The sequence below is a fragment of the Chitinophagaceae bacterium genome (assembly GCA_016710165.1).
In the GTDB taxonomy this organism is placed as follows: Bacteria; Bacteroidota; Bacteroidia; order Chitinophagales; family Chitinophagaceae; genus Ferruginibacter.
The window spans coordinates 1,703,687-1,729,024 of record JADJLJ010000001.1; the positions used below are offsets into that span (position 1 = coordinate 1,703,687).

Here is a 25,338-nt window from a genome sequence, read left to right on the forward strand (position 1 = left end):
TTGCTGTACGTAAAAAAAACACATGAAAAAAACAGCCGCACTGCTACTCCTGATTTCCGTATTCACTGCATGTAAGAAGTCAGATGAGATTCCGGGCGAGGTCATCGTAAACGAAGACCCGGCCACGTACAAAGAGATCGCTTCCCTGAACCTGGGAGGCCTGGGTTCAGCAGAGATCACCACATTTGACCCGCAGACAAAAAGGTTATTTGCTGTAAATAACGGCACCGTCAACAAGATCGATGTTATAGACATTGTCAATCCCGCTTCCATCACCCTGGTTCATTCCATCAACCTGGGTACCTATGGCGGTTATGTAAACAGCGTGGATGTAAGCAATGGCAAACTGGCCGCAGCCATTGAATCGGCAACCAAACAAAACAACGGCAAAGTGGTAGTATTTAATACCACTACCTATGCAGAGGAAAAAGTAATTACAGTAGGCGCTTTACCCGACATGGTTGTATACAGCCCCGACGGAAAATATATACTCAGCGCCAACGAAGGGGAACCCGATGCCCCATATACCAATGACCCCGAAGGAAGCGTTTCCATCATCAGCGTGGAAAACAATTACAGTGTCACTACACTCAATTTTGCATCCTTCGCCCCGCAGTTAACTGCACTTAAAACGAAAGGCTTCCGCGTATTTGGTCCGGGCAATGATATTGCCAAAGATGTGGAACCGGAATATATTTCCGTTTCATCCGATTCCAGAACGGCCTGGGTTACCCTGCAGGAAAATAATGCCATAGCGGTCATTGATATCGCAACCAAAACGATCACAAAGATATTACCGCTTGGATTCAAGGATTACAATGTGGCGGCCCATGCGATCGACCCAAGCGATAAAGAAGGCGGTATAAATTTCAACCCCTGGAAAGTATACGGAACGTATATGCCCGATGCGGTTGCTTCCCTGAATTATAACGGCATTCCCTATCTATTTACTGCGAATGAAGGAGATGCAAGAGAATACACTGGATTCAGTGAGCTAAAACGGGTAAAAGATATAGCCCTGGATGCAACAGCCTTTCCGGATGCGGTTACGCTTAAGCAGGATATTCAATTAGGAAGACTGAACATTACCACCACCCTGGGCGACACCGATGGCGATGGGGACTTTGATGCGTTGTATGGTTTCGGCGCCCGTTCATTCAGTGTATGGAATGGTAATACGGGCGACCTGGTATATGACAGCAGGAACGAACTGGACGTTAAAGCCAAAGACCTGGGCATCTATGATGATAACCGCAGTGATGATAAAGGAACAGAACCCGAAGCGATAACACTGGGCAAGGTAGGAACCAAAACCATTGCTTTTGTAGGCATGGAAAGAGCAGATGCCATTGCGGTTTATGATGTGACAAACCCAACCGCTCCTGTCTTTATAAAAATGTTTGCCACCGGTGATGCCCCGGAAGGAGTGCTTTTCATTCCTGCTTCAAAAAGCCCCATACAACAAAGCCTTGTTGTGGTAAGCAGCGAAAATGACGGAGCCATTAAAATTTACAAAGCAGACAAGTTGTAGTACTACAGCTAATAACAAACCGTACCATATACAAGTTCATAAAAGGCTTCCGGAGTTTTGAATATTCCGGAAGTCTTTTTGTTTACGAAGCGGATCATTTATACGTTACAAACCTACTCTTTCCTGCTTTGCAACGTAAATCCAAACGTAGTGCCCACATCTATCTTACTGCGAACATGAATGGTCTGCCCGTGTGCCTCAATGATGTGTTTGCAGATGGCAAGGCCCAGGCCGCTGCCGCCCACTTTACGGCTGCGCGCCAGGTCCGTCCGGTAAAACCTTTCAAAGATCCTGTGCAGGTGTTCTTCGGCAATACCGGCACCGTCGTCACTTATCTCGATCAGTACTTTTGCTCCATCCACTTTATAAAAACTGGCTTCCACAATGCCGTTTTGTTTGCCATACTTGATGGCATTATCAACCAGGTTGATGAATACCTGGCGCATCTTCTCCTTATCGGCATAAACCGTTAACGGAAGTTCACATCCCTTTTTAATAATGCACCTGATCTCTTTTTCATCCGCCTTGATGGACAGGGATTCATACACCTCTTTCAACAGGTCCTGTATCACAAAGCTGTCTTTCAATAAAAGCTGTTCGCCGCTTTCCAGTTTAGAGATGGCATCCAGGTCATCCACCAGGTTCACCAGGCGATCAATATTGCGGGATGTGCTTTGCAGGAATTTCTTATTCACTTCGGCGTTTTCGAGCGCCCCGCTTAACAAGGTATCCACGTACCCTTGTATGGCAAAGATGGGTGTCTTCAGTTCATGGCTCAGGTTCTGCAAAAATTCCTTACGGTACACTTCATTCTGCTGCAGCACTTCGATCTCTGCTTTGTGCTGATCGGCCCAGGCCTCTACATCCTCTCTTACTTCATCAATGCCTTTCTGTGGCAGGAGATTTTTGTAATAAAACTCTTCTTTCTTACTGGCCTTGGTCTGATAAATTAATTTATAGATGAGTTTTATTTTCCGGTAAATGAAGGACTGCAGGATGTATAAGATCAACCCGAAGGAACCAAGGAATACCACGACCAGGGAGATCAGCGCAATCCACCATACGGGTTTAAGCACAAAGATACCCAGGGCTATTGGTATAGATAAACCCAGCGCCGTTAATGCGGATAATTGTTGCGGGGAAGAATTTTTTGAAGACGGCATTAAGTAGTCATTTGTCATTAAGTCATTAGAAGATACGTAAAGTTAGCGTCAAAAAGCGACTCAATGACTATTGACTTAATGACCAATGACCAACTGCTATATCTCAAACTTATACCCAACGCCCTTTACCGTGGTGATGCAGTCGAGGTCCAGTTTCTGGCGGATCTTGCGGATATGTACATCAATGGTGCGGTCGCCCACGATCACTTCGGTTCCCCAAACCTGGTTCAGTATCTCATTGCGGAGGAAGACCTTTCCCGGCTTACTGGCAAGCAGGGCTAGCAGTTCAAATTCCTTACGGGCAAGTATGATATCGTTGCCCTGGAAGTTCACGATATATTTTTCCCGGTCTATTTTCAGGTCACCTACCTGCAAAATGCCGGTCTCTTCTTTATTGATGCGCCTGAACAGGGCATTCACCTTACTCACCAGTACCTTGGGACTTACGGGTTTGGTAAGGTAATCATCTGCGCCGGTCTCCAGTCCCTTTATTTCGGTCCCTTCATCACTCAATGCGGTAAGGAATATGATCAGGGTATCGTTAAAAGCAGGTTGCATGCGCAGGAGGTTGCATACTTCAATGCCGGTTTTACCCGGCATCATGATATCAAGGATGATCAGGTCGGGGTTGAATCGTTTCGCAAGGTCCAGTGCATCGTTTCCGTTCTTTGCCGTGGCCACTTCATATCCTTCGTTCTTCAGGTTGTACTGGATGATCTCCAGGATATCCGGCTCATCGTCGGCAATTAATATTTTCTTAACCGTATTTGACGTACTCATATTGGGTGCAAAAATAGTCTTTACCATTAACCAGCAGGGTGGTTTTAACCCCTGCCGGTATTATCAAATTGTTAAGCAAATACAGGGCATTAACAATAATTTTCATCTTAACCGGCGGGCAACATGCAGCCCCTCGCCTATTTTCAGCATCTTTGCAGCAGAACTGACCATGAAAAGAAACCTGCTTCTCTCCCTGTTCCTGCTGTTGGCTGCAAATATCTTTGCTGCCATTGATACTGTAAAAGTGCCCATATACCGCCAGTTATTTCACGACCGGATAAATGAAGAACAACGCCTGCTGGACAGGATGGATGGCAAGGCAGACGGCCTGGTGAAAGCCACGCACAATACCGAGATCAACCTGGCCATAACCGACGTTATGTTCCGGAAGATAAACGAACTGCAGGACCTTGTGGAAGCCAATGCAAAACTGGTGACCAATAACCAGAAGATACGGTACCTGAGCTACATTGAAAATGTGGTCAGGGCCTTCAAAAACAGGATAAAAGGGAAAGAGTTAAGCCCGGTTTACGCCCCCATGCTGGTGGAGAATTTTGAAAAGATAATGATGGCAGACATCGACAGCCTCAGTATGGCCGGCTTTATACAAGAGGTTCCCTACCCCGTAGGTAAAATAAATGCAGAGATATTTTCGGAGAACAAAGGTTATGAAGAGAGTAAAAAGATCCTCTACCAGAAATTCTGTGCCCTTAACCCCGATAAGATACTGCAAACAATAGAACCCTACATCAATGAACCTTTTGCCGACAACCTTATTGTGATCAGTTGCCGGTTCAATCCCACTTCCATTTATTCCATCGCCCAGGCGCCTGATTCAAAAATGGGCGCATTGATCCACCGGAATAAGGATCCCCTGGTTGTGGCGGTGGTGGAACTGAGCAAAACGCCCAATGCCCTTTTATACTTCCCCTTCCTGGATGACCTCTTAAAAGGAAGAAAAACCGTTGAAAGCATTAAAAAATATGTGGGCGATGGTGAACTGGGATACGACAGCGTGGGCTATTTCAAATTACTGGTAAGGACCGAAATCGAATATTTTACCCGGATGACCTCGCCCGCCAGGGATACCCCCATTGCCATGTTTGGCCCCAACGGGTTAAGAGAAGTACTAAAGAACAAGGCGCTGCAGCATTTTGTTACTCCCATCAATACCCTCCACGACCTCAGCAATCTCAACATGCGGATGAAGGCAACCGACTCCTTGTCGGCCGTTGACCTGTATTATATGATGGTACTGAGCGAAAATGAGATCTATACATCCAGTTATAAGCACAGTTTTTTCCGCATGCTGCAACGGATGGGTACCGAACCAAGAACAGATTCCTTATTACTGAGCGTGCATTTTGATTTCTTCAAGAAGTTCATCAAGATGGCTGCCAATTACAACAAGCTGGATACGTTCCTGAAATTCATGCCCAAACAGGCTTCCGAAACACTGATGCGTGGGTTCATTGCCAACCTCGACAATACCGGTAACCTGGAAGACGCCGTGGATGTGGCAGATTCGTACAGCAGCATCAATGATCAAAAGCTGCAGGAAACCATCCTGGGCTATGTGATGGAAAACGAGAAATTATCCATCCGCAATAATAACAACCGCGGCAGGACCATTTATGGTTTATTGAAATCAATTTTCCTGTCGGCCGACAGTACCAATAAGATCGACCTGACCTCGAAACTGGGTATCCCTTCTATTTATGAAATAGAGAACAAAGACATGCGGGACGACAGTGCACGGATCATTCAGCAGGTTTACTGGTATGGGGATGAGGACGGGAAAAAATTCTTCCCGGGTTTTATCAGTTCCTTTTCTCCCAAAGAATGGATCATCACCCCCGGTAAGGAATGGTATGAGATAAGATCGAAGAAAGGAAATGTTTGGGTTTATGCAAACAGGCCATTGGACAATGATGCCAACCTGGACGACAGCGCCCAGGTGCACCTGAACGATTACCTGGCCGAGAACGGTCTTCAACCTGTGGTAGTTGTTCATCGCGGACATAGTTACTGGCTTCCCCGTACCATAAAACGCATGTCGGGCAATGCAAAGATCGTTATGCTGGGATCCTGTGGCGGGTACAAGAACCTGAACGACATCATCGACATTAACCCGGACGCACACATCATTTCTACCAAAGAGATCGGCACCGGGGATATTAACCGGCCCATACTTAATTACCTGAACCAGACATTTGAGTCGGGCAATAAACTGGTCTGGAAGACGATGTGGACCAGCCTCACAAAATTATTTTCTACCGATCCCAGCAAAGCGGTAAGGGAAAGCTGGGAAGATTATATTCCGCCTTACAAGAACCTGGGCGCCATTTTCCTGAAAGGATACAATAACCTGATACAGGAAGAGTAATGGAAAGCCGCAATTGATTGAACCACCCAGGAACATAGTACACATAGTTTGTCTCGCGCAGCTTCCCCTATCGTTCAGTTTTTTTATGAATGGCAATATGTTCAGCCTTCAAACTCCCGTATTTTTGCAGGATGAGTGATACGCCGACTGCCAAACGGAAAATTTTCAATTTTTCATTACTCCGCCGGGTATTCCGTTTTGCAGCGCCTTATAAGAACAAGTTCTATGGATCGTTGATCCTGGCCATTGTATTGGCCGTCATCTCACCGGTACGGCCTTACCTCATTCAATTGACGATCAATGACGGGATAAAAGGGAATACCGCCTCCCATTTCATCAACTCCCCGGGCGGATTCATCATTGAGATCACCATCATACAGATCCTGTTGCTGGTGCTGGAAACCGGCTTCCGTTTCTTTTTTACTTTCCTCACTGCTTCGCTTGGCCAGAGCGTGGTTAAAGACATGCGGGTGAGTACTTACAATAAAATACTGCACCTGAACCTCTCGCAGTACGACAAAACCCCCATCGGCACCCTCACCACCCGGACCATCAATGACATTGAATCCATCAACGATATCTTCAGCGACGGGCTGATACCCATCATTGCCGACCTGTTAGCGATCTTCTCCATACTCACGTATATGTTCTATGTTGACTGGCGCTTAACGCTAGTGTGCCTGGCACCTTTTCCCTTTTTGATCATCGCCACATATTTTTTTAAGGAGAGTGTCAACAAGTCTTTCATCCGGGTGCGTAATGCGGTTGCCAACCTGAACGCCTTTGTGCAGGAACACATTACGGGCATGGCCATCGTGCAGGCATTTGCGGCTGAAAAAAGGGAGTTCAGCAAATTCAACAGCATCAACAAGGAACACCGTAATGCGAACATAAAAGCAATTTTTGCGTACTCCGTTTTCTTCCCGGTGGTGGAACTGGTCATGGCATTGTCTATTGGCCTGCTGGTTTGGTGGGCTGCCAAAGATGCGGTGTATCCGGCACAGGCCGAAAAAGTGGCCGGGGTGATCACCGCTTTCATTCTTTGCCTGAACCTGTTGTTCAGGCCGCTACGGGTGATCGCCGATAAATTCAATGTGCTGCAGATGGGCATGATCGCCAGTGAACGGGTCTTTAAAGTATTGGATAACGAAGACAGCACCATCAATGAAGGAGATAAAAAAACCGACGGGTTGAAAGGAAAGGTTGAGTTTGATAAAGTATGGTTTGCCTACAACGAAGAGAACTATGTTTTGAAAAATATCTCCTTTTCCCTCAATGCCGGCGAAACGCTGGCGATCGTGGGACATACCGGCAGCGGCAAAACATCCATCATCAGCCTGCTGAACCGGCTGTACCCGTTAAATAAAGGCTGTATAAGAATTGACGACATCAATATTTAAGACTTTCACCTGGATGCACTCCCGGCCAAAATAGCCGTGGTGCTGCAGGATGTTTTCCTTTTCAGCGGAACCGTGGCTGACAATGTAACCCTGCGCAACCCGGCCATCAAACAGGAAGACGTGGTACGGGCCGCCAGGCTCATCGGCATCCACGACTTCATCATGCAATTGCCCGGAAACTACGATTTCAATGTAATGGAGAGGGGGGCCACCCTGTCTCTTGGTCAACGCCAGCTCTTATCCTTTGTACGGGCTTTATTATACGATCCCGCCATCCTGATCCTGGACGAAGCCACTTCCTCGGTGGATACCGAAAGTGAGGCCCTGATACAGCACGCCATTGAAAAACTGATCGCCAACCGCACTTCCATCGTGATAGCGCACCGGCTGTCAACCATCCGCAAGGCCAATAAGATAATCGTGCTGGACAAAGGCGAAATAAAGGAAATGGGTACCCACGAAGAACTGCTTGCCAGGCAGGGTTTCTATTACCAGTTGCACAAAATGCAGTTTGAGAAACAGGAAGCGGCGATCTGAAGATCTGAAAACTGAATAAACGGATGCTATTCGCCGGTTAATAGCCAAATCCAGGAGGTTTGAAGGCCTGCATCCGTTCTCAGGTCTTCCGGTCAGCAAATCGCCACATTTTTCTCCCGTAATTTCATATTTCCCCCCTCCAACCTTATCTTTGCGCCAAAATTAAGGCAGAACATGAGATCTAAGAGCATCAAATCATTACTGGCAGCGGTTTTCAGCCTCGGGATACTGTTTTTTTCACAGCCTGCAAAGGCCCAGGGCGGGGAGCATGGTGAGCCAGCCGGGGAACCAGCCAAAAAAGAGAAGATATTTGATGCAAACGAGGTTATTTTCGGTCACATCATGGATGCCCATGAATTTCACTTTTTCTCATACAAAGGGTCCGATGGCCATCAACACCATGCCACCATCCCCTTGCCCGTTATCCTTTACACAAAGGAAAAGGGCTTCTCCTTCTTCATGTCCTCTGTATTCCACCACGGGGAGCATAATCATGATGGTTTCGGTTTACTCACCAATGAGAAGATCGATGCATTAAAGCTTGACAGGAATAAATACGCTGCCGGACATATCGTTGCCGTTAATGCAGCAGGTGAGATCGACGGATCCGTTAAGGTATACGATTTTTCCCTCACCCGGAATGTGGTTCAGATGCTGCTGGCCCTTACATTACTTGTCTTCATTCTCATAAAAGTAGCCCGGAGATATGGTACGGGCGCCGGGGTGACTTCTGCTCCCAAAGGAATGCAGAACACCATGGAAACCATTGTGAACTTTGTGAATGATGAAATTGCAAAACCGAACCTGGGCGCCAAAAGCAGTAAATACCTGCCTTACCTGTTAACCGTTTTCTTATTCATTCTCATTAACAATATTGTAGGCTTGATACCGGGTACAGCCAATGTTACCGGTAATATTGCTTTCACCTTTGTATTGGCCATCATTTCATTTGTTGTGATACTGTTCAGCAGCAACAAACACTACTGGGGCCACATCTTCAATCCGCCGGGAGTTCCAGGCTGGGTTAAAGTGATCCTGGTGCCGGTGGAAGTGCTGGGTATATTCACCAAACCCTTTGCACTTATGATCAGGTTGTTTGCCAACATGGTGGCAGGGCATATCCTCATCATCTGCCTGATATCGCTCATATTCATCATGGCGGCTCTGAACCAATATGTTGGCTGGGGCTTTTCACCATTTTCCATCGCCTTTACCATTTTCATTTATTTTATCGAGGTGCTGGTTGCTTTTTTGCAGGCCTTCATCTTTACCATATTAACAGGAGTATTTATCGGGCAGGCCATTGAAGGTGCACATGATGATCATGCGCATGCAGCCGCTCATTAATAACACGCGTTTTTTTTAACCAACATAAATTCACAATTATGAATTTTTTCTTATTAGAAGCTATGGCTAATGCAGGAGGTGCTATCGGCGCCGGACTGGGAGCTATCGGTGCCGGTGTAGGTATCGGACAGATCGGTAAGGGTGCATTGGAATCCATTGCACGCCAGCCGGAAGCGATCAATGACATCCGCAGCAACATGATCCTTACTGCCGCTCTGGTGGAAGGAGCAGCATTGTTTGCGATCATCATTGGTTTCCTGGCCATGGTACTTTAAACCTTTTACTGCATCCGAAGCACAGGGCGGAGGATGCAGTATTTTTTGCACAGCGCACTGAGCGAAGTCGAAGTGAGAAGTGCATAGGTTTCGAGCGAAGTCGAGAAACGGGCGAAGCCGGGAAACAAATTAAAAACAACTGAATTTAAATACCCATCGGGGAATTAACTATGCAATTACTTACACCGGCCTTAGGCCTCATCGTCTGGACGCTTTTAGCATTCCTTATCGTTTTTTTCCTGCTGAAAAAATTTGCATGGCCCATGATCATTGGTGGCCTGGAAAAAAGGGAGAAGACCATTGCAGATTCTTTGGCTACTGCGGAAAAGATAAAACTGGAAATGGCCCAGATGAAGAATGACAACGAAGCCATCCTTGCAAAAGCACGTGAAGAAAGAGCTACCATGCTTAAGGAAGCAAAGGAAACAAAGGATAAGATGATCAACGAAGCAAAGGAAGAAGCAAAGGTACAGGCAGCCAAGATCCTGGCCGATGCACAGGCTTCCATCACCAACCAGAAAATGGCAGCACTTACCGAGATCAAGAACCAGGTAGGCAGCCTCGTGCTGGAAGTGAGTGAAAAAGTGCTGCGGAAAGAATTAAGCAACAAGGCAGAGCAGGAGAATTATATCAAGACCCTGGCTGCAGAGGTCAAACTGAATTAACCCCTATCCCCTGAAGGGGGAAATGGAGGAAATAAATATTTTTAACCATCGGTGTTTAAATAAAATAAATGCTGATACAAATCAAGTTCCCCTTTAGGGGACAGGGGTATGAATAATCCACGTTTAGCAGGCCGGTACGCAAAGAGTTTACTTGACCTGGCGACAGAACAGAACCAGGTAGATGTGGTATATGCCGACATGAAATGGCTGCACCGCATCTGCAAAAGCAACGCCGATTTTGTGAATGTACTGCGCAGCCCGGTCATCAAGCCTTCTGCCAAGGCAAGCATCATCGAATCGGTCACCAAAGAAAGGGTGAGCAAACTTACCAGCGCTTTCATCCAGTTACTGGTAAGAAAGAACAGGGAACTGAATTTACCCGAGATCGTAAACAGTTTTATTGACCAGTTCAATACACTGCGCAATATTCATAAAGTGAAGATCACCACCGCCGATCCCATTTCGGAAGAAATGAAGGCAGCCATCATGTCGAATGTAAAAGCCAATGCTGCTGCAGGCCAGACCTTTGAAGTGGAGACACATGTTAAGAATGAACTCATCGGGGGCTTTTTACTGGAAACAGGAGGAGTGTTGGTTGATGCCAGCATCTTAAGAGACCTGAAGGATATCCATAAGCAGTTCATGAATAACGATTACCTGCACAAGATACGTTAAAGTAAATCAGAAATATTTTTGGAGAGCTGTTACTGTGTAGCAGCTTTTTTAGTTTGGGGGGTCTACATCGTTTAAGGGTTTAAAGGTTTAAGGGTTGTGGCCCTGTAACTTTAAACCTTTCAACCTTAAACCATTAAACGAAAGAGTACACCGGCATCTTAATATCATGGTAAAATAAGAAAGTCCATTTTTCTTTCTCTCCCTGCTGCCACCACTGCTGGCGCAATTCCATACATTTCTTCCCGTCGTAATCGTATTTGGCAATGAACCGGTTCTTCATCTGCTGCAGCTGGGGTGCCACATCGCCGCCGTAAAATATTTTCTGCCCGTCTTCTTCTATCCAGAACACCTGGTGGAAGGGACTGTGTGCACCGGTCACGTGATAGCTGATATAATCATCGATCCTTCCATCTCCCTCCAGCAAAACAACCTGGTCGGAGTTCTGCATTCCGTCAAAATCTGACAATCGGTAAGAAGGCGGCCCTTTCTTCAACGCAAATTCCATTTCATCCTTATGCACATAATAGGTGGCGCCGGGAAAACCCAGGAATTTCTGTTTCAGGATCTCATCATTTTTATAAATACCGCCTGCATGGTCTTTATGCAGGTGACTAAGCAATACTTTCGTTACTTCCATCGGGCCAATGCCGTTATTCAGTAAGTTTTGGTGTATCTGCAATGTACCATCCGGGTTTGAAAAACCCAGGCCGGTGTCCAGGATGATGATGTCTTTGGAAGTAATCACTGCAAAGGGTTGAATTTCTACCAGTAAACTGCCTGTCGTGCGTTGCTGCAGGTCATCTTTTGCCTTGTTGAAGGGAATAAATTTCTTTGTGGCATCAATGGTAAAAGCGCCTTCGCTGAGTGGAATGATCTTCATAGGGTAAAGTTAATTGGTTAATCAGTTAATACGTTTATACGTCATAACTAATTAACGGATTAACCAATTAACGGATTAACCGATTAACAGATTAACGGATTAACGCAACACCATCTGCCTGTCGGCATCCAGTTTTATCAGAATGAAAAGAAGAATGGTAAACGTGAGCAGGGACGATCCTCCATAGCTCATCAGCGGAAGGGTGATACCGATCACGGGCGCCAGGCCAATGGTAACGCAGATATTTACCGACACATGGAAGAAAATGATACCTGCCACCGAATACGCATATACCCTGCTGAATGTACTTCGTTGCCGTTCCGCAATGCGGATGATACGTAATAAAAGGAAAAGGTAGATCAGCATCAGCGAGCCGCTGCCCCAGAAACCAAAGTTCTCCCCCACGGAAGTAAAGATAAAGTCGGTATGCTGCTCCGGCACAAAATCACCCTGTGTCTGGGTCCCTTTTAAAAAACCCTTACCGGCAAAACCACCGGAACCGATTGCGATCTTCGACTGTTTAACATTATAATTCTGCTGCTCCGATTTTTTTTGTTTTGTTTTTGCTTCTTCGGTACCGGCCGATTCAACAACGGTCTTATCGGCAAACGGATTATCCACCCCTACCATGCTGAATATCCTGTCGGCCTGGTACTGTTTAAACACATGCTTGAATGTAAAGGGTACCGCAAGGCCTACAAATGCCACACCAAAACCCCATGCAAATATGATGACCAGCAGCAAGCGGCTGTTTCGTCTTATCTGTCGCCGGTAAGCATAGATGGCCAGCAGTGCAATGACGGAAAAAGCGATCAGCAGGGTCTGGGTTCGGAATAAAAGCGACGCAACCAGCAATACCGCCATGGAAACGCCGGCGACCAGGTAACCCGGGGGCAATCCTTCCCGGTACATGGGGATCAAAAAAGAAAAGTAAACCAGTGCCAGCCCTGTTTCGCCCTGCAGAATGGAGAACACGGCCGGCGTAAACGCGATGGCTGCAGCGATCAGTTGCGATTTTGGTTTTTCAAAATCGGTTTCCTGCTGCGATAAATACTTAGCCAGTGCCAGCGAAGTGAATATCTTGCATAGTTCCACCGGCTGCAGGTTCATGAACCCGAGCGGTATCCAGCTTTTGGAACCTTTTATCTCCTTGCCCACCACAAACGTTGCCAGGATAAGTAATATGCCCACCAGGTAAGAGAGGTTGGATGTTGCAGTAAAAAGCTTGCTGTCGGTAAGCAGGATAAAAATGGCCAGCACCGCACAGGCAGCAAAAAAATACAATTGCTTGCTGTAGTTCTTTTTAAATCCCAGCAGGGTTTGAACAACATCATCGCTGCTCCGGTACTCTACCGAAAAAATACAAAGTATGCCGATGGCCACCAGTATGGCATACAGCCACACCAGCACCCAGTCAATGCCTTTTGATATGGAAGGATTTTTTTGATACATACTTTTCGTAAGTCGTGAATCGTGAGTCGTCAGTCGTGAATCGTTGGTTGATGTTCTTTTGTTTTCAACTCACGACTGACGACTGACGACTCACGGATCAGGGCTCATTTTTAACTGAATCTTTTAATTCCGGTCTCTTTTTTTCGGCTGGCAATATCGCCTCGGTGTGGATGACCATTTTTTTATCCCCGCTGTCTTTTGCCGGTTTGTTCTTCTTTATTTCCTCTTTATCTTTCTTGATCTGGTCCAGGGCATCCTGTTCGTCTGCATCATCCACTTCCATCGTATCCTTTATCTGGCGGATATATCCTTTGGCCATCAGGTATGCCGAGTCTTTCGCATGAAGCAGGGAATCCAGGGTCTTCATCTCGGTGTAAACACGCGGGGGAATAAGGTTAAGGTTCGTGAATTTATCAACGATGGCCTGCCTGTTGGCAGCAATGGTATCGTTCAGGTACTTTTCGATCATCAGGCCAACAATCGGTGCGGCATAGGTACCTCCAAACCGCCCGCTGTTCTCCACCACGCACATGATGGCGATCTTCGGATTATCCCGGGGAGCAAATCCGCAGAAGAAAGCATGGTTGGGTTGTTTCACTCCCTTGTAATAGTTCTCAACGGTACCGGTCTTGCCACAAATGGCAATGCCCGGAACTTTTGCACCGGCACCCGTACCTCCATCCACCACGGCCTGCATGCCATCGTGCACCACTTCAAACACCGTGTCGGGTATATCCATGGCACTGTGCTTTTCCCTGAACTTCGATAACATGTCGAAATTATCCCCGCCTTCAATAGAATCAACGAGGTGCGGGATCTTATACCAGCCTTTGTTGGCGATGTAAGCCATTTCGTTTGCTACCTGAATGGGAGTAACATCCACCTCTCCCTGCCCGATACTCACCGAGCGGAAGTTGCAGTAATTCCACCTGCCTTCGCCATAGGTTTTATTATACAAAGCAGGTGATGGAACAAGGCCCGGCTTTTCGGAAGGCACATCTATACCCAGTTTATGCCCAAGGCCAAAGGCATACATATACTGGTCCCATTTGGCAAGGCTGCTGTCCTGGCTCGGGTACTTCGGGTTTGTGATCACCCGTTGCATGACGGTGGCAAAATAGGTATTGTCAGACATACGGATGGCATTCCGCAGATCGAAAGTGCCAATATCCAGGCACTTCATGGGCCTGCCGCCACCGCAACCGTAAAAAGCGCCGGAACAGGTAACACGGAAATCGGTTGAGATCACTCCTTCATGCAGCCCGATAAGCGCCTGCAAGGTTTTGAATGTAGAGCCGGGAGAATACGTAGCGCTTACCGAACGGTTGAACAATGGCCTGGCCGGGCTCAGTAATAATTCGGCAAAATGTTTTTTTCTTTCGGCACCCGTCAAAAGTTTTGGTTTGTAGGTGGGGCTGCTCACCATGCAGATTATGCCTCCGGTCCTGGGATCAACAGCCACAATGGAACCCAGTTTGTTCTCCATCAGTTTCTCCCCCAATGCCTGCAGCTCTATGTCAATTGATGTGAACATGTTCTGCCCGGCAACGGCCGCTGTATCAAACTTGCCGTTTTCGAGCCGCTCGGTGAGCCGGTTCTTATTGTCTCTTTTCCAGAACTCGATACCCCGTTGCCCCATCAGCACTTTTTCATAGGTCCTTTCCAATCCTGCTTTGCCGATATAGTCGCCCATAACATACCCCTGGTATTTCGGGTTCTTTAAAATATTGGAGTCCACTTCACCCAGGTAACCAAGGATGTTTCCTCCGGCATCATAGGGATAATCCCTTACCGAACGTTCCTGCAGGTAATAACCGGGGGCCAGTTTATACATGATCTCATTGAGCTTGGCCATTTTTTCATTGCTGAGCAATGGTTCGAAAATGGATGCCCGGTAACTTTTATTTTTAATGATGGCGGTGATGATCCGCTTCCTGAATTCTGACGTATCGATATCTAATATCCTGCAAAGGGTCATCGTATCCGTGCCCTTGATCTTCCCGGGAGTCACCATCAGGTCGTAGATGACCGTATTCTGGAGAATAGATCTTCCTTTCCGGTCGTACACGATCCCCCGGTCGGGGTAGATCACTTTGCGGAAAGTGCCCTGGTCATCGGCCTGTATGCGGTACTTGGTGGAAAACAACTGCAGGTTCACCAGTTGTAAAAGAATGATGACAAACATGCCGATGAACACCAGCATGATCACATTCTTCCTTGATTGATTAAATACGGGCACTTCTGTTTATGTTTTGAAGATCATTTTTCTTTATGCTGACTGAACCCGCTGCTATGCCGTGTTGGTCCGGAAGGATTGCTTACGGGCGAACAACAATTCAGTTACCAGTATCAACAGCAAACTGATGGCTGTTGACAACAGGGTCTTTAAAATAAAATACCAGATATTCCCAAACTGCCAGGCTTCCAGCAAAAACAACCAGCCATGATGGATCAGCGTAAGCACACCCACGAAAATGAAATAGGGTAAAAAACCTCCCATGCTTTTAAAGGAAGGTTCTTCGTAATTGGTATCAGCCCCTTCCTGCGGAATGAGGAGGTTTACCAGGAAAGGACGGATATACGCGATGAGCACACAGGCCGCCGTATGAAAGCCGGGATGGTGACGGAAACTGTCCAGGGTAAATCCCAGCGCAAAGGCGATCAGCATCTGCCAGGTACGCTTCATGCGGAAAGGCAGCCACAGGATGAACAGGAAATAGATATAGGGGGTTACCATCTGGTGCAGGTGGATCTTATCCAGTACATACACCTGTACCAGGATGAAGAGTGCGAACCGGACAATATTTCTTACCAGTGTATTCATGGGCTGATTACTGGTTTTTATTCTTTACGTTATCCAACATGTCTTTTATATTTTCTGCCTGTTTGTTCTCTATCACATAAACATATTCCAGGTTATAAAAATTGGCTGCCGAGCGGAATTTTATCAGGTAGTTGCTGCTGCTTTTTTCCGGAATGGCCTCCAGCACCGACCCGACCATCATGCCCCTGGGAAAACTGGTACTGAATCCGCTGGAAATAATGGTATCTCCTTTTGCAACTTTTGCACTCTTTGCAATGCCGGTCAGGGAAATGATGTTTGGGGTCTTCCCGTCCCAGTTCAGTGTCCCCGTCTCGCCTCCCTTTAATAATTTACCGCTGATGCGGCTATCCTTATGCAACAGGCTCATCACAACGGCAAAGTCCTTGCTTACGTCTGTTATCACACCCACCACCCCGCTGTTGGGATCAATAACGCCCATCCCGATCTTTACCTGTTGTGCCAGTCCCCGGCTTAATACAAGGTAGTTGTTTTGTGCGGCCACAGAATTGTAAACCACTTTGGCCGGGTAATACCGGTATTTGCGGTATCCTTCTATGGAATCAACCTTCAACGAATCAATAAATACCTTTGCCGTGGTGTCGGGCAGTTCAAAATCGGCTTTTAGTTTATTATACAGTTTGGCATTGGCCTTCACCAGGGAGTCATTGGTCTTTTTAAGCTGAAAATAATATTCCACCCGGCTGAACTGTTTATTTACCTTCCCCGTAAGCTGGTTGCTGGCACTGCTGAATATGGCATTGTGATAACGGCTGTAGTGAACGATCAGATAAATGCTGAATACCTGCAGAAAAAGGAATAAGAGAAGATTGAAATAACGGCGGATGAAAAGGAAGATATTACGCACAGTCCAGGTTTATAAAGTATATGAAGTAAATAAGTATTTATGCAAATAAGTTTGATGAAAACCGGACATGACTTTACTTTATTTACTCCTTTACTTTATATACCCTATTTACTTACGGAAATCATCTCATCACGAACGGATAGCGGTCATAATGCTTCAAGGCAATGCCTGTTCCCCTTACCACACTCTTCAATGGATCGTCTGCCACATGAACCGGGAGCTTGATCTTTGCATTCAGTCTTTTATCCAGTCCCCGCAACAAAGCGCCACCACCTGTTATATATAATCCCCGGCGGTAAATATCGGATGCCAGTTCCGGAGGGGTTGTTTCCAGGGCCTTCAGGATGGCTTCTTCAATTTTGAATATGCTTTTATCCAGTGCTTCGGCCACTTCCTGGTAGCTTACCATCACCTGCTTGGGAATGCCGGTAACCAGGTCACGGCCATTAACCGGTATATCATCCGGCGGATTATCCAGGTCTTTCATGGCAGCGCCAACCTGTATCTTGATCTGTTCTGCGGTACGTTCCCCGATCAGCAGGCTGTGGTAGCGCCGGAGTGCTTCCATGATGTCGGCAGTGAATTCATCACCGGCAATACGGATACTCTGGTCGCACACGATACCGGCCAGCGCAATTACGGTTATCCCCGTAGTACCGCCGCCAATATCAATGATCATGTTTCCAACGGGCTCTTCCACATCAATGCCGATACCCAAGGCTGCAGCCATGGGCTCATGGATCAGGTACACTTCCTTGGCGCCGGCCTGTTCGGCACTATCCCGTACGGCACGCTTTTCCACTTCGGTGATGCTGCTGGGAATGCAGATCATCATACGCCAGCTTGGGGCAAAAAGGGGTTTCTTGGGGTAGATCAGTTTTATCATTTCCCGGATCATCAGTTCGGCAGCGTTAAAGTCGGCGATAACGCCGTCTTTCAGCGGCCGTACGGTCCGGATGCTTTCATGGGTCTTTTCATGCATCATCAGGGCTTTTTTACCCACGGCTAAAATGTTCTTCGGGTTATTCCGGTCAAGCGCCACAATGGATGGTTCATTTACCACGATCTCGTCGTTGTGGATTATCAGGGTATTGGCGGTTCCCAGGTCAATCGCGATCTCCTGGGTAAAAAAATTAAAAAGGCCCATATTGGTGTGTGTGAAAAAGGATTTTAATCAATGCAGGCAAAGTTGGTGGAAAATATTTGAAATAACAACGGCAAACCCTTTATTTTTCAACATTTACAAGAAAGTTGTGAATTGCCGTACCGGGCATAAACCCCGCGACAGAAGAAGCATGGAATGCGGGAGAAAGAAACGTTGAAAACCGTGTTACCCGTTTTTGAATTCATACCCGATATCCGGGCGGTAATACATCTTTTCAAAAAATAATTGTTCCATCACATAATTTGATTGCTCCACCGCTTCGGTGATATTATCGCCGAATGATGTTACCGCCAGTATCCTTCCGCCGTTGGTCAGGATCTTATCGCCTTCTTTGATTGTTCCGCACTGGAAAATAATGGTATGCTCAATTTCCATCTCCGCCAGCCCGGTAATTTCTTTTCCCTTTTCGTAATCACCGGGATAGCCCCCGCTTACGGCCACCACCGTGGCGGCAGACCGGTCTTCGGTCTCAATGCGCACTTTATCCAGTTTTTGCTCTGCCACCGCCACCAGTATTTCCACCAGGTCATTTTTTATCCGGGGGATCACCACTTCTGTTTCGGGATCGCCCATGCGGCAGTTGTATTCAATAACACCGGGCTCACCATTGTCGTTCATCAGCCCGAAGAAAATAAATCCCTTGTAATCCAGTTTTTCTTTTTTAAGCCCCGCAATGGTTGGCTCAATTATCTTCTTCTTTACTTTTCCCAAAAAAGCATCATTCACAAAAGGCAGGGGACTTACGGCTCCCATACCGCCGGTATTGAGACCGGTGTCGCCCACGCCCACCCGCTTATAATCTTTTGCTTCCGGCAGCAGCACATAATTCTCCCCGTCGGTCAGAACAAAAACACTCAGTTCTATTCCCTTTAAGAATTCTTCTATCACCACTTTTTTTCCTGCCTCCCCGAATTTTGAACGGTACAGCATCAGTTCAAACTCGGAAGTTGCTTCCAGGTGGTTCTGGCATATCAGTACCCCTTTGCCGGCTGCCAGCCCGTCGGCCTTTAAAACGATGGGCAGCGAATGGGATTTGATGTAATTCACCCCCTCCATATAATTATCTGCATTGAATTCGGCGTACGCTGCGGTAGGAATGCCATGCCTCGTCATGAAAGCTTTTGCAAATGCCTTGCTTCCCTCCAGCTGTGCCGCTTCTTTGGAAGGACCAATGACTTTGATATTCTCAAGCCCGGGCCGGTTCTTAAAAAAATCGTAGATGCCTTTGACCAGGGGATCTTCGGGCCCGACCAACACAATACTGATCGCATGTTCCTTACAGGCTGCGGCCAACGCTTCAAAATCGGTTACGGCAATGGGCAGGTTGGTGCCGCAGGAAGCCGTACCTGCATTACCCGGCGCTATGAACAAACCATCGCACAAAGGGCTTTGTTTCATTTTCCAGGCCAGTGCATGTTCCCTGCCTCCCGAACCAATTAAGAGAATATTCATCGGTGATCTGAATTTTGGATAAGCCTGAACTTTAGGATTGCGAATTTAAAATTATGACAGCGTATTTCAATATATATTTTTATGAACGGCACCGGGCTGCATGTCTTTCTGAACGCTTCCTTAAAAAATAGGGATGTTCAAATTGACTGTTCTAAACATAATTTCACTATTTTGGACTAATAAACCAACTAACAAGCATCTAAAAACTTCATTTATGACAGATCAGATAAAAACAGGCAAACACCCCCGGGCACTGTATGTTTTATTTTTTACAGAGATGTGGGAACGCTTTGCTTATTATTTAATGGTAGGGATCTTACTTCTTTACATGATCGACACCAAAACCGGTGGCAAAGGCTTTGATGAGAAGATAGGCGCTGATATTGTAGGAAGTTTCATCGCATTGGTTTATTTAACGCCATTCCTGGGTGGCCTGATCGCCGACAGGTATCTCGGCTACATAAAATCCATTTTTTTAGGCGGAAGCCTGATGGCAGCAGGCTATATAGGTTTGTCCTTACCCGGCAACACCGCCATGTTCATATCCTTATCGCTGGTCATTGTGGGCAATGGCTTTTTTAAACCCAATATCTCTACCCTGCTGGGAAATATCTATAACCGGGAAGACCTGAAACCCCTGAAGGATAATGCCTACAATATCTTTTACATGGGCATCAATATCGGGGCCTTTGTCTGCAATTTTGTGGCCGCTTACCTGCGTAACAAGTACGGATGGGGATGGGCATTTTCTGCTGCCGGTGTTGGCCTGATCATAGGACTGATCTTTTTGGCAAGCAACCTTAAATCCGTACGGGTTGGTGATGTTAAAAAACCTGCTCAAAAAGAAGATATGTCCATTGCCCAGGTTTTGGGTTATGTTTTTTTACCCGCAATTATAGCCGCTGTTATTGGCTGGTTCTTACCGTTGATGGTATTTGGGACCACCGTGATGGGCACCCAGGCAAATGATGCATTCATATTTGCCTGTCTGCCCATCATTGCGTTCTATATCTCACTGTGGGTAAAGGCAACAGGTTCCGATAAAAAAGCCATTGGCTCCCTGTTGTTCATTTTTGCCATTGCCATTGCGTTCTGGACGATCTACAACCAAAATGCAACCGGCCTTACCTTATGGGCCGAAAAACATACCGACCGGGTTGCATCTGAAACTACGGCGGGTATAACCGGGGCATTATTTCCGATGCAGGAAGTATCGGACACTCCCCGGATGGTAAATAAGGTAAATGAATATTTTGTAGATGTGAAAGATGCCGAAGGAAAAGCTGTGCAGGTAATGGGCCCCGATCCGTATTTCAACAACGTACCAAAAGACCAATGGCCCGGGGGAAAATCGGTGAAACTTACGAATACCGAATTGTTCCAGTCGATCAATCCTTTATTCATTGTTCTGCTTACGCTGGTATTTGTACCGTTGTTTGACTACCTGCGAAAAAAAGGAAAAGAACCAACCACGGCATCCAAGTTCGGGATGGCTATGTTCATATCCGGTCTTTCGGCATTGGTAATGGTCTTTGCAGTGATGTCTGTGCCATCCATCTATTTGTACAAAGCTTCTCCGCTGTGGCTTTGGGGCACCTATTTTGTGTTTACCATCAGTGAAATATTCTTAAGCCCCATCGGTTTATCATTTGTATCAAAACTTGCGCCGGCAAGGTTGACCGCCCTGATGATGGGAGGATGGTTTCTGTCAACTTCCATCGGCGGAAAAGTGGCGGGTGTGATGACGGGTTTCTGGGATGACTTTACCGACAAAAAAATGTTCTTTCTTATTTTAGTGATCGCCGCATTCATCGGCGGCATCCTGATCTATTCAAAATTAAAATCACTGAACCAGATCGTACGGGAAAGAACCGGTTCTGATTAAAATACGCACTTCAGTTAAAGGCGGTACATCTTCTGTATCGCCTTTTTTATTTATCTTACTTTTTTAAAACCAACTGCCATGCCTGAGAAAAAAATATTCCAGCCTTTTGTTTCTCCCCAAACCATCATGAAGGAACTGACCGTTAAGTCGATCCTGCTGGGTAGTTTATTCGGGGTGATATTCGGCGCTGCCACCGTATACCTTGCCCTCAAAGCAGGATTGACCGTGTCTGCTTCCATTCCCATTGCGGTTATTGCCATCACGCTGGGCAGGAAGTTCTTCAAAACCACGATCCTGGAGAATAATATCATTCAAACAACCGGCAGCGCAGGGGAGAGCATCGCCGCCGGCGTGGCTTTTACCTTACCCGGATTTTTGTTTCTTTCTTCGCCCGACAGCGCCTCGTATTTCAATTACCTCACCATACTGATCCTGGCCATTGTAGGTGGCATGCTGGGCACTTTACTGATGGTGCCCCTGAGAAAAGCACTGATCGTAAATGAACATGAGACCTTGCCGTATCCGGAAGGAACCGCCTGCGGGGATGTTTTAAAGGCCGGGGAAAAAGGCGGTGATTTCGCCAAAACCGCTTTCTGGGGCCTGGGGGTCGCTTTCAGTTATGCCATTCTGCAAAAGATATTACATGTTATTGCAGAAACCCCTTTCTGGATCACAAAACAAACCAACAAATTTTTCCCGTCGGCAAAACTAAGCGGCGAGATAACCCCTGAATATTTAGGCGTGGGTTATATCATTGGCCCACGCATTGCCGGTGTACTGGTTGCCGGCGGCGTTCTAAGCTGGCTGGTACTGATCCCGCTCCTTTCTTCTATTGTACCTGCAGATACCATCGCCATCCAGTTGGCAAAACTGGGATACCTGGCCGATATCACAAAAGACGGCGGCAAAGGAGGATGGAATGCTGCCACCCATACTTTTAATGATTATTCTGCGGCCATTTATTATGCCTTCATCCGCCAGATCGGTGCGGGTGCAGTTGCGGCAGGTGGTATCATTACGCTGATCAAAACAGTACCCACCATTGTAAAATCCATCAAAGGCAGTGTCAGTTCCATGAAAAATAATGCTGCTGGTGGATCCAACGGTATTTTAAGGACCGAAAGGGACCTGAGTCTAAAGATCGTAGGGCTGGGAAGCCTGGCACTTGTTGCACTTATCGCCGTATTGCCCCAGGTGCCGGGTGACAGTATATTACAGAAAATACTGATCGGGATACTGGTATTGATCTTTGGCGCATTATTCGTAACGGTCTCTTCCAGGATCGTTGGACTGATCGGTTCCTCCAATAACCCCATCAGCGGCATGACCATCGCCACGGTGATGGGAACCAGTTTGATATTCATTGCTGTAGGATGGACAGGCGAAACCTACGAACCACTGGTTTTGGTTGTTGGCGGCATGATCTGCATCGCAGCTGCCAATGCCGGTGCTACTTCGCAGGACCTGAAAAGCGGCTATATTGTCGGCGCCACACCACGTAACCAGCAAATTGCCTTGTTCGTCGGAGCCATTGTATCCTCCATTGTTATTGGCATCACGATCAAATACCTGGATAAACCGAACAGTGAAATGATCGCACAGGGGATCAATCATGCGATCGGAACAGAAAAATACCCGGCGCCACAAGCCACGTTGATGGCTACCCTGATCAAGGGAATCCTGTCTTTTAACTTAGACTGGCAATATGTTTTTGTAGGCGTTTTTGTGGCCGTGGTAATGGAACTGTGCGGCATCCGGTCGCTTAGCTTTGCAGTGGGTGCATACCTGCCCCTTTCCACCACATTACCCATTGCCATCGGAGGCGCCATCAAAGGGCTAGTTGACCGCAGGAAGAAAAAAGAGAATATCCCCACCGGTCCGGAAGAAGATGAACTTGGAAAAGGCAGTTTATTTGCAACCGGACTGGTTGCCGGCGGAGCTGTTGCCGGGGTTGTCATTGCTTTCATTGTGGGCAGCGACAGCGGTGAGAAGTTATTGAAATCAATAAGTATGGAAGAAAGCATAAGCAGTGGCATTGGCACCAATCTGTATTATTTACTGGGGGTGTTGTTCTTTGCGGCCATGGGATGGATCTTATATAAAACGGCCATGAAAAAATAAACAACCCGTTCAAATCTTATTAAGGCGATCTGACCATCGCCTTTTTTATTTATCTTGAAAATAAAAATCACCGCATGAGCCAGCCAGCTAAACACCCCAAAGCCCTTCCCTATTTATTTTTCTCCGAAATGTGGGAACGTTTTGGTTATTACCTGATGATCGGTATTTTTTTATTGTACCTGAAAAATGTGGAGCATGGTTTTGCCATGACCAACACCGAAGCTTCTGATCTCTACGGCACGTTCATTGCCCTGGTCTTTCTTACGCCCTTCATCGGGGGCCTGCTGGCCGACCGGTATTTTGGTTACCGCCGGTCCATCATTGCGGGCGGGCTGATGATGGGCGCCGGTTACTGCCTGATGGCTGTGCACAGTTTACCCATGCTCTATTTATCCATGACCCTGGTCATCGTCGGCAATGGTTTCTTCAAACCCAATATATCCACCCTGCTTGGTAATTTATATTCCACGCCCGCATTTGAAAAAAGAAAAGATGAAGGGTACAATATCTTTTACATGGGCATCAATATCGGTGCATTCATCTGTAATTTTTTCAGCACGGCCATCATCATCATCTGGGGCTGGAAATATGCTTTTGTTGCCGCAGGCATCGGCATGTTCCTGGGGGTGATCATTTTCATGGCCGGCACCAGGCATTATGCATCCGGCGATGTGAAAAAGCCCATGACAAAAGAAGACATGCCCTTTTCAAGGATCGTTCTTACGATCTTATTCCCTTCCGTTATTGCAGGCATATTGGGCTGGATGATCCCCGGTAATATTTTCCAGTCAGACAGCAATGATGCATTCATTTTCGCCTGCATCCCGGTGATCTATTTTTATTCATCCCTTTACTTCCGTGCCGAAAAATCAGAGAAGCGGCCCATTGCTGCACTGCTTGCAATTTTTGCTGCGGTGGTCTTATTCTGGGCCGTGTTTAAACAGAACGGAAGTGCTCTTACCATCTGGGCAGATAATTATACCAACCGGCATGTGACCGGTGAGGCGGCGGAAGTATTTAATGCGGTGAAGCTGGCGGAGAAAAAAGAGTTTAAAAAAGACTCTGTGGTACTGTACGATAACCAGTTCAGGATACAGAAAAAGAACGGGGTGGTTTTAAAGGAATATGATTACCCGCCTTATTTTAAAAATGTAAGACCGGAAGAACTGCCCGCAGCCAATAGCCAGGCCACCCTTTGGTCAACACCCCTGACGCAGTCCATAAACCCCGGCTGGGTGATCCTTCTAACACCGCTGGTCATTGCCTTCTTTGCTTATTTAAGAAGGAACGGTAAAGAACCATCTACGCCAACCAAGATCGCATTTGGTTTATTGCTCTCTGCCTTATCAGTATTGGTCATGGTGGGAGCGGTCTATGTATCGGGCAATGGAGCAGAAAAAGCCAGTGTATGGTGGTTAATAGGCACCTATGGTGTTATAACGATCGGCGAATTGCTGTTGAGCCCGATGGGATTGTCCATCGTTTCAAAACTCAGCCCCGTCCGCATCACTTCATTGATGATGGGCGGATGGTTCCTGGCAACCTCCATTGGCAATAAACTGTCCGGCCTGCTGGCCACCCTTTGGGATGGGTATGAGAACAAGGCAAATTTCTTCTGGGTGAATTTCATCCTGCTGATGATCGCCACCTTTATCCTTTTTGCCATGCTGAAATGGCTTAACCGCATCATGAAGGAAAAGGGGGTGAACTGATCCTGTTCATTTCACCGCATGGTTTTCCCGGTATTTGTTACCGGTCCGGCACCGGCAATAAACTGTTCCTGCCCCCAAATGCAGGCTGCATAATACCGCCCGGGTAGTGTCCTATTTTGAATATTTTGTGACCTGTCATGCTGAGCCTGCCTGCCGGCAGGCAGGCTCAGCATGACAATCATTCAAAATAGGACACCACCATCGCCCGGCAATACTATAAAAT

Annotated in this window: 18 protein-coding genes and 1 pseudogene; 10 read left to right on the plus strand and 9 right to left on the minus strand. The window is 46.9% G+C overall.

Annotation, left to right across the window (positions count from 1 at the left end; all coding sequences use genetic code 11):
• Window positions 1-22: 22 nt before the first annotated feature.
• Window positions 23-1,531, plus strand: a complete 1,509-nt coding sequence (locus IPJ02_07310; protein ID MBK7375354.1) for a choice-of-anchor I family protein — start codon at window positions 23-25, stop codon at window positions 1,529-1,531.
• A 113-nt stretch (window positions 1,532-1,644) separates the two neighbouring features.
• Here IPJ02_07310 and IPJ02_07315 read toward each other — a convergent pair whose 3' ends face one another.
• Window positions 1,645-2,694 carry a sensor histidine kinase gene (locus tag IPJ02_07315; GenBank protein MBK7375355.1) on the minus strand — a complete coding sequence of 350 codons (1,050 nt, stop codon included), beginning with the start codon at window positions 2,692-2,694 and terminating at the stop codon, window positions 1,645-1,647.
• Between the two features lie 96 nt (window positions 2,695-2,790).
• Window positions 2,791-3,474: a response regulator transcription factor gene (locus IPJ02_07320; protein ID MBK7375356.1), complete on the minus strand. Its 684-nt coding sequence runs from the start codon at window positions 3,472-3,474 to the stop codon at window positions 2,791-2,793.
• Between the two features lie 169 nt (window positions 3,475-3,643).
• Here IPJ02_07320 and IPJ02_07325 point away from each other — a divergent pair, with 169 nt between their 5' ends.
• From IPJ02_07325 to atpH, 6 genes and pseudogenes are all read left to right on the plus strand, one after another.
• Window positions 3,644-5,860, plus strand: coding sequence for a hypothetical protein (locus tag IPJ02_07325; GenBank protein ID MBK7375357.1), 2,217 nt, complete (start codon window positions 3,644-3,646; stop codon window positions 5,858-5,860).
• Window positions 5,861-5,991: 131 nt separating this feature from the next.
• Window positions 5,992-7,797, plus strand: a pseudogene (locus IPJ02_07330) (ABC transporter ATP-binding protein).
• Between the two features lie 174 nt (window positions 7,798-7,971).
• The gene (gene atpB / locus IPJ02_07335) at window positions 7,972-9,144 is read left to right on the plus strand and encodes a F0F1 ATP synthase subunit A (GenBank protein ID MBK7375358.1); all 1,173 of its coding nucleotides are present in this window, start codon (window positions 7,972-7,974) and stop codon (window positions 9,142-9,144) included.
• A 62-nt stretch (window positions 9,145-9,206) separates the two neighbouring features.
• Window positions 9,207-9,419, plus strand: a complete 213-nt coding sequence (gene atpE / locus IPJ02_07340; GenBank protein ID MBK7375359.1) for an ATP synthase F0 subunit C — start codon at window positions 9,207-9,209, stop codon at window positions 9,417-9,419.
• Between the two features lie 170 nt (window positions 9,420-9,589).
• Complete coding sequence (atpF, locus tag IPJ02_07345; protein ID MBK7375360.1) at window positions 9,590-10,084, plus strand: F0F1 ATP synthase subunit B; 495 nt, start codon at window positions 9,590-9,592, stop codon at window positions 10,082-10,084.
• Window positions 10,085-10,192: 108 nt separating this feature from the next.
• A complete protein-coding gene (gene atpH / locus IPJ02_07350) occupies window positions 10,193-10,759 on the plus strand; it encodes an ATP synthase F1 subunit delta (GenBank protein MBK7375361.1) in 567 nt (188 codons plus the stop codon).
• Between the two features lie 133 nt (window positions 10,760-10,892).
• Here the strand turns inward: atpH and IPJ02_07355 are convergent, their stop codons facing one another.
• From IPJ02_07355 to purD, 7 genes are all read right to left on the minus strand, one after another.
• On the minus strand, window positions 10,893-11,639 hold the full coding sequence (locus IPJ02_07355; GenBank protein MBK7375362.1) for an MBL fold metallo-hydrolase: 747 nt from the start codon (window positions 11,637-11,639) through the stop codon (window positions 10,893-10,895).
• A 99-nt stretch (window positions 11,640-11,738) separates the two neighbouring features.
• Window positions 11,739-13,091: a rod shape-determining protein RodA gene (locus IPJ02_07360; protein ID MBK7375363.1), complete on the minus strand. Its 1,353-nt coding sequence runs from the start codon at window positions 13,089-13,091 to the stop codon at window positions 11,739-11,741.
• A gap of 97 nt (window positions 13,092-13,188) precedes the next feature.
• Window positions 13,189-15,330: a penicillin-binding protein 2 gene (locus tag IPJ02_07365; GenBank protein ID MBK7375364.1), complete on the minus strand. Its 2,142-nt coding sequence runs from the start codon at window positions 15,328-15,330 to the stop codon at window positions 13,189-13,191.
• Window positions 15,331-15,381: 51 nt separating this feature from the next.
• Complete coding sequence (gene mreD / locus IPJ02_07370) at window positions 15,382-15,915, minus strand: rod shape-determining protein MreD (GenBank protein MBK7375365.1); 534 nt, start codon at window positions 15,913-15,915, stop codon at window positions 15,382-15,384.
• A 7-nt stretch (window positions 15,916-15,922) separates the two neighbouring features.
• The gene (gene mreC / locus IPJ02_07375) at window positions 15,923-16,780 is read right to left on the minus strand and encodes a rod shape-determining protein MreC (GenBank protein ID MBK7375366.1); all 858 of its coding nucleotides are present in this window, start codon (window positions 16,778-16,780) and stop codon (window positions 15,923-15,925) included.
• Window positions 16,781-16,901: 121 nt separating this feature from the next.
• Window positions 16,902-17,927 carry a rod shape-determining protein gene (locus tag IPJ02_07380; protein MBK7375367.1) on the minus strand — a complete coding sequence of 342 codons (1,026 nt, stop codon included), beginning with the start codon at window positions 17,925-17,927 and terminating at the stop codon, window positions 16,902-16,904.
• Between the two features lie 183 nt (window positions 17,928-18,110).
• Window positions 18,111-19,397: a phosphoribosylamine--glycine ligase gene (purD, locus tag IPJ02_07385; GenBank protein ID MBK7375368.1), complete on the minus strand. Its 1,287-nt coding sequence runs from the start codon at window positions 19,395-19,397 to the stop codon at window positions 18,111-18,113.
• Window positions 19,398-19,611: 214 nt separating this feature from the next.
• On the opposite strand from purD, the gene IPJ02_07390 reads away from it, so the two are divergent.
• The 3 genes from IPJ02_07390 to IPJ02_07400 all read left to right on the plus strand — a co-directional run bounded on the left by IPJ02_07390 (window position 19,612) and on the right by IPJ02_07400 (window position 25,115).
• A complete protein-coding gene (locus IPJ02_07390) occupies window positions 19,612-21,282 on the plus strand; it encodes a peptide MFS transporter (GenBank protein ID MBK7375369.1) in 1,671 nt (556 codons plus the stop codon).
• A gap of 78 nt (window positions 21,283-21,360) precedes the next feature.
• Window positions 21,361-23,403, plus strand: a complete 2,043-nt coding sequence (locus IPJ02_07395; protein ID MBK7375370.1) for an OPT/YSL family transporter — start codon at window positions 21,361-21,363, stop codon at window positions 23,401-23,403.
• Between the two features lie 74 nt (window positions 23,404-23,477).
• Window positions 23,478-25,115 carry a peptide MFS transporter gene (locus IPJ02_07400; protein MBK7375371.1) on the plus strand — a complete coding sequence of 546 codons (1,638 nt, stop codon included), beginning with the start codon at window positions 23,478-23,480 and terminating at the stop codon, window positions 25,113-25,115.
• Window positions 25,116-25,338 lie beyond the last annotated feature (223 nt).

Bases quoted from the DNA above. Each gene is read 5' to 3' on its own strand.
- IPJ02_07315 (MBK7375355.1), bottom strand. From the start codon at position 2,694: ATGCCGTCTTCAAAAAATTCTTCCCCGCAACAATTATCCGCATTAACG.
- IPJ02_07325 (MBK7375357.1), top strand. From the start codon at position 3,644: ATGAAAAGAAACCTGCTTCTCTCCCTGTTCCTGCTGTTGGCTGCAAAT.
- atpF (MBK7375360.1), top strand. From the start codon at position 9,590: ATGCAATTACTTACACCGGCCTTAGGCCTCATCGTCTGGACGCTTTTA.
- atpE (MBK7375359.1), top strand. From the start codon at position 9,207: ATGGCTAATGCAGGAGGTGCTATCGGCGCCGGACTGGGAGCTATCGGT.
- IPJ02_07310 (MBK7375354.1), top strand. From the start codon at position 23: ATGAAAAAAACAGCCGCACTGCTACTCCTGATTTCCGTATTCACTGCA.
- IPJ02_07380 (MBK7375367.1), bottom strand. From the start codon at position 17,927: ATGGGCCTTTTTAATTTTTTTACCCAGGAGATCGCGATTGACCTGGGA.
- atpB (MBK7375358.1), top strand. From the start codon at position 7,972: ATGAGATCTAAGAGCATCAAATCATTACTGGCAGCGGTTTTCAGCCTC.
- IPJ02_07390 (MBK7375369.1), top strand. From the start codon at position 19,612: ATGACAGATCAGATAAAAACAGGCAAACACCCCCGGGCACTGTATGTT.
- IPJ02_07355 (MBK7375362.1), bottom strand. From the start codon at position 11,639: ATGAAGATCATTCCACTCAGCGAAGGCGCTTTTACCATTGATGCCACA.
- atpH (MBK7375361.1), top strand. From the start codon at position 10,193: ATGAATAATCCACGTTTAGCAGGCCGGTACGCAAAGAGTTTACTTGAC.
- IPJ02_07395 (MBK7375370.1), top strand. From the start codon at position 21,361: ATGCCTGAGAAAAAAATATTCCAGCCTTTTGTTTCTCCCCAAACCATC.
- mreD (MBK7375365.1), bottom strand. From the start codon at position 15,915: ATGAATACACTGGTAAGAAATATTGTCCGGTTCGCACTCTTCATCCTG.
- IPJ02_07360 (MBK7375363.1), bottom strand. From the start codon at position 13,091: ATGTATCAAAAAAATCCTTCCATATCAAAAGGCATTGACTGGGTGCTG.
- purD (MBK7375368.1), bottom strand. From the start codon at position 19,397: ATGAATATTCTCTTAATTGGTTCGGGAGGCAGGGAACATGCACTGGCC.
- IPJ02_07320 (MBK7375356.1), bottom strand. From the start codon at position 3,474: ATGAGTACGTCAAATACGGTTAAGAAAATATTAATTGCCGACGATGAG.
- IPJ02_07400 (MBK7375371.1), top strand. From the start codon at position 23,478: ATGAGCCAGCCAGCTAAACACCCCAAAGCCCTTCCCTATTTATTTTTC.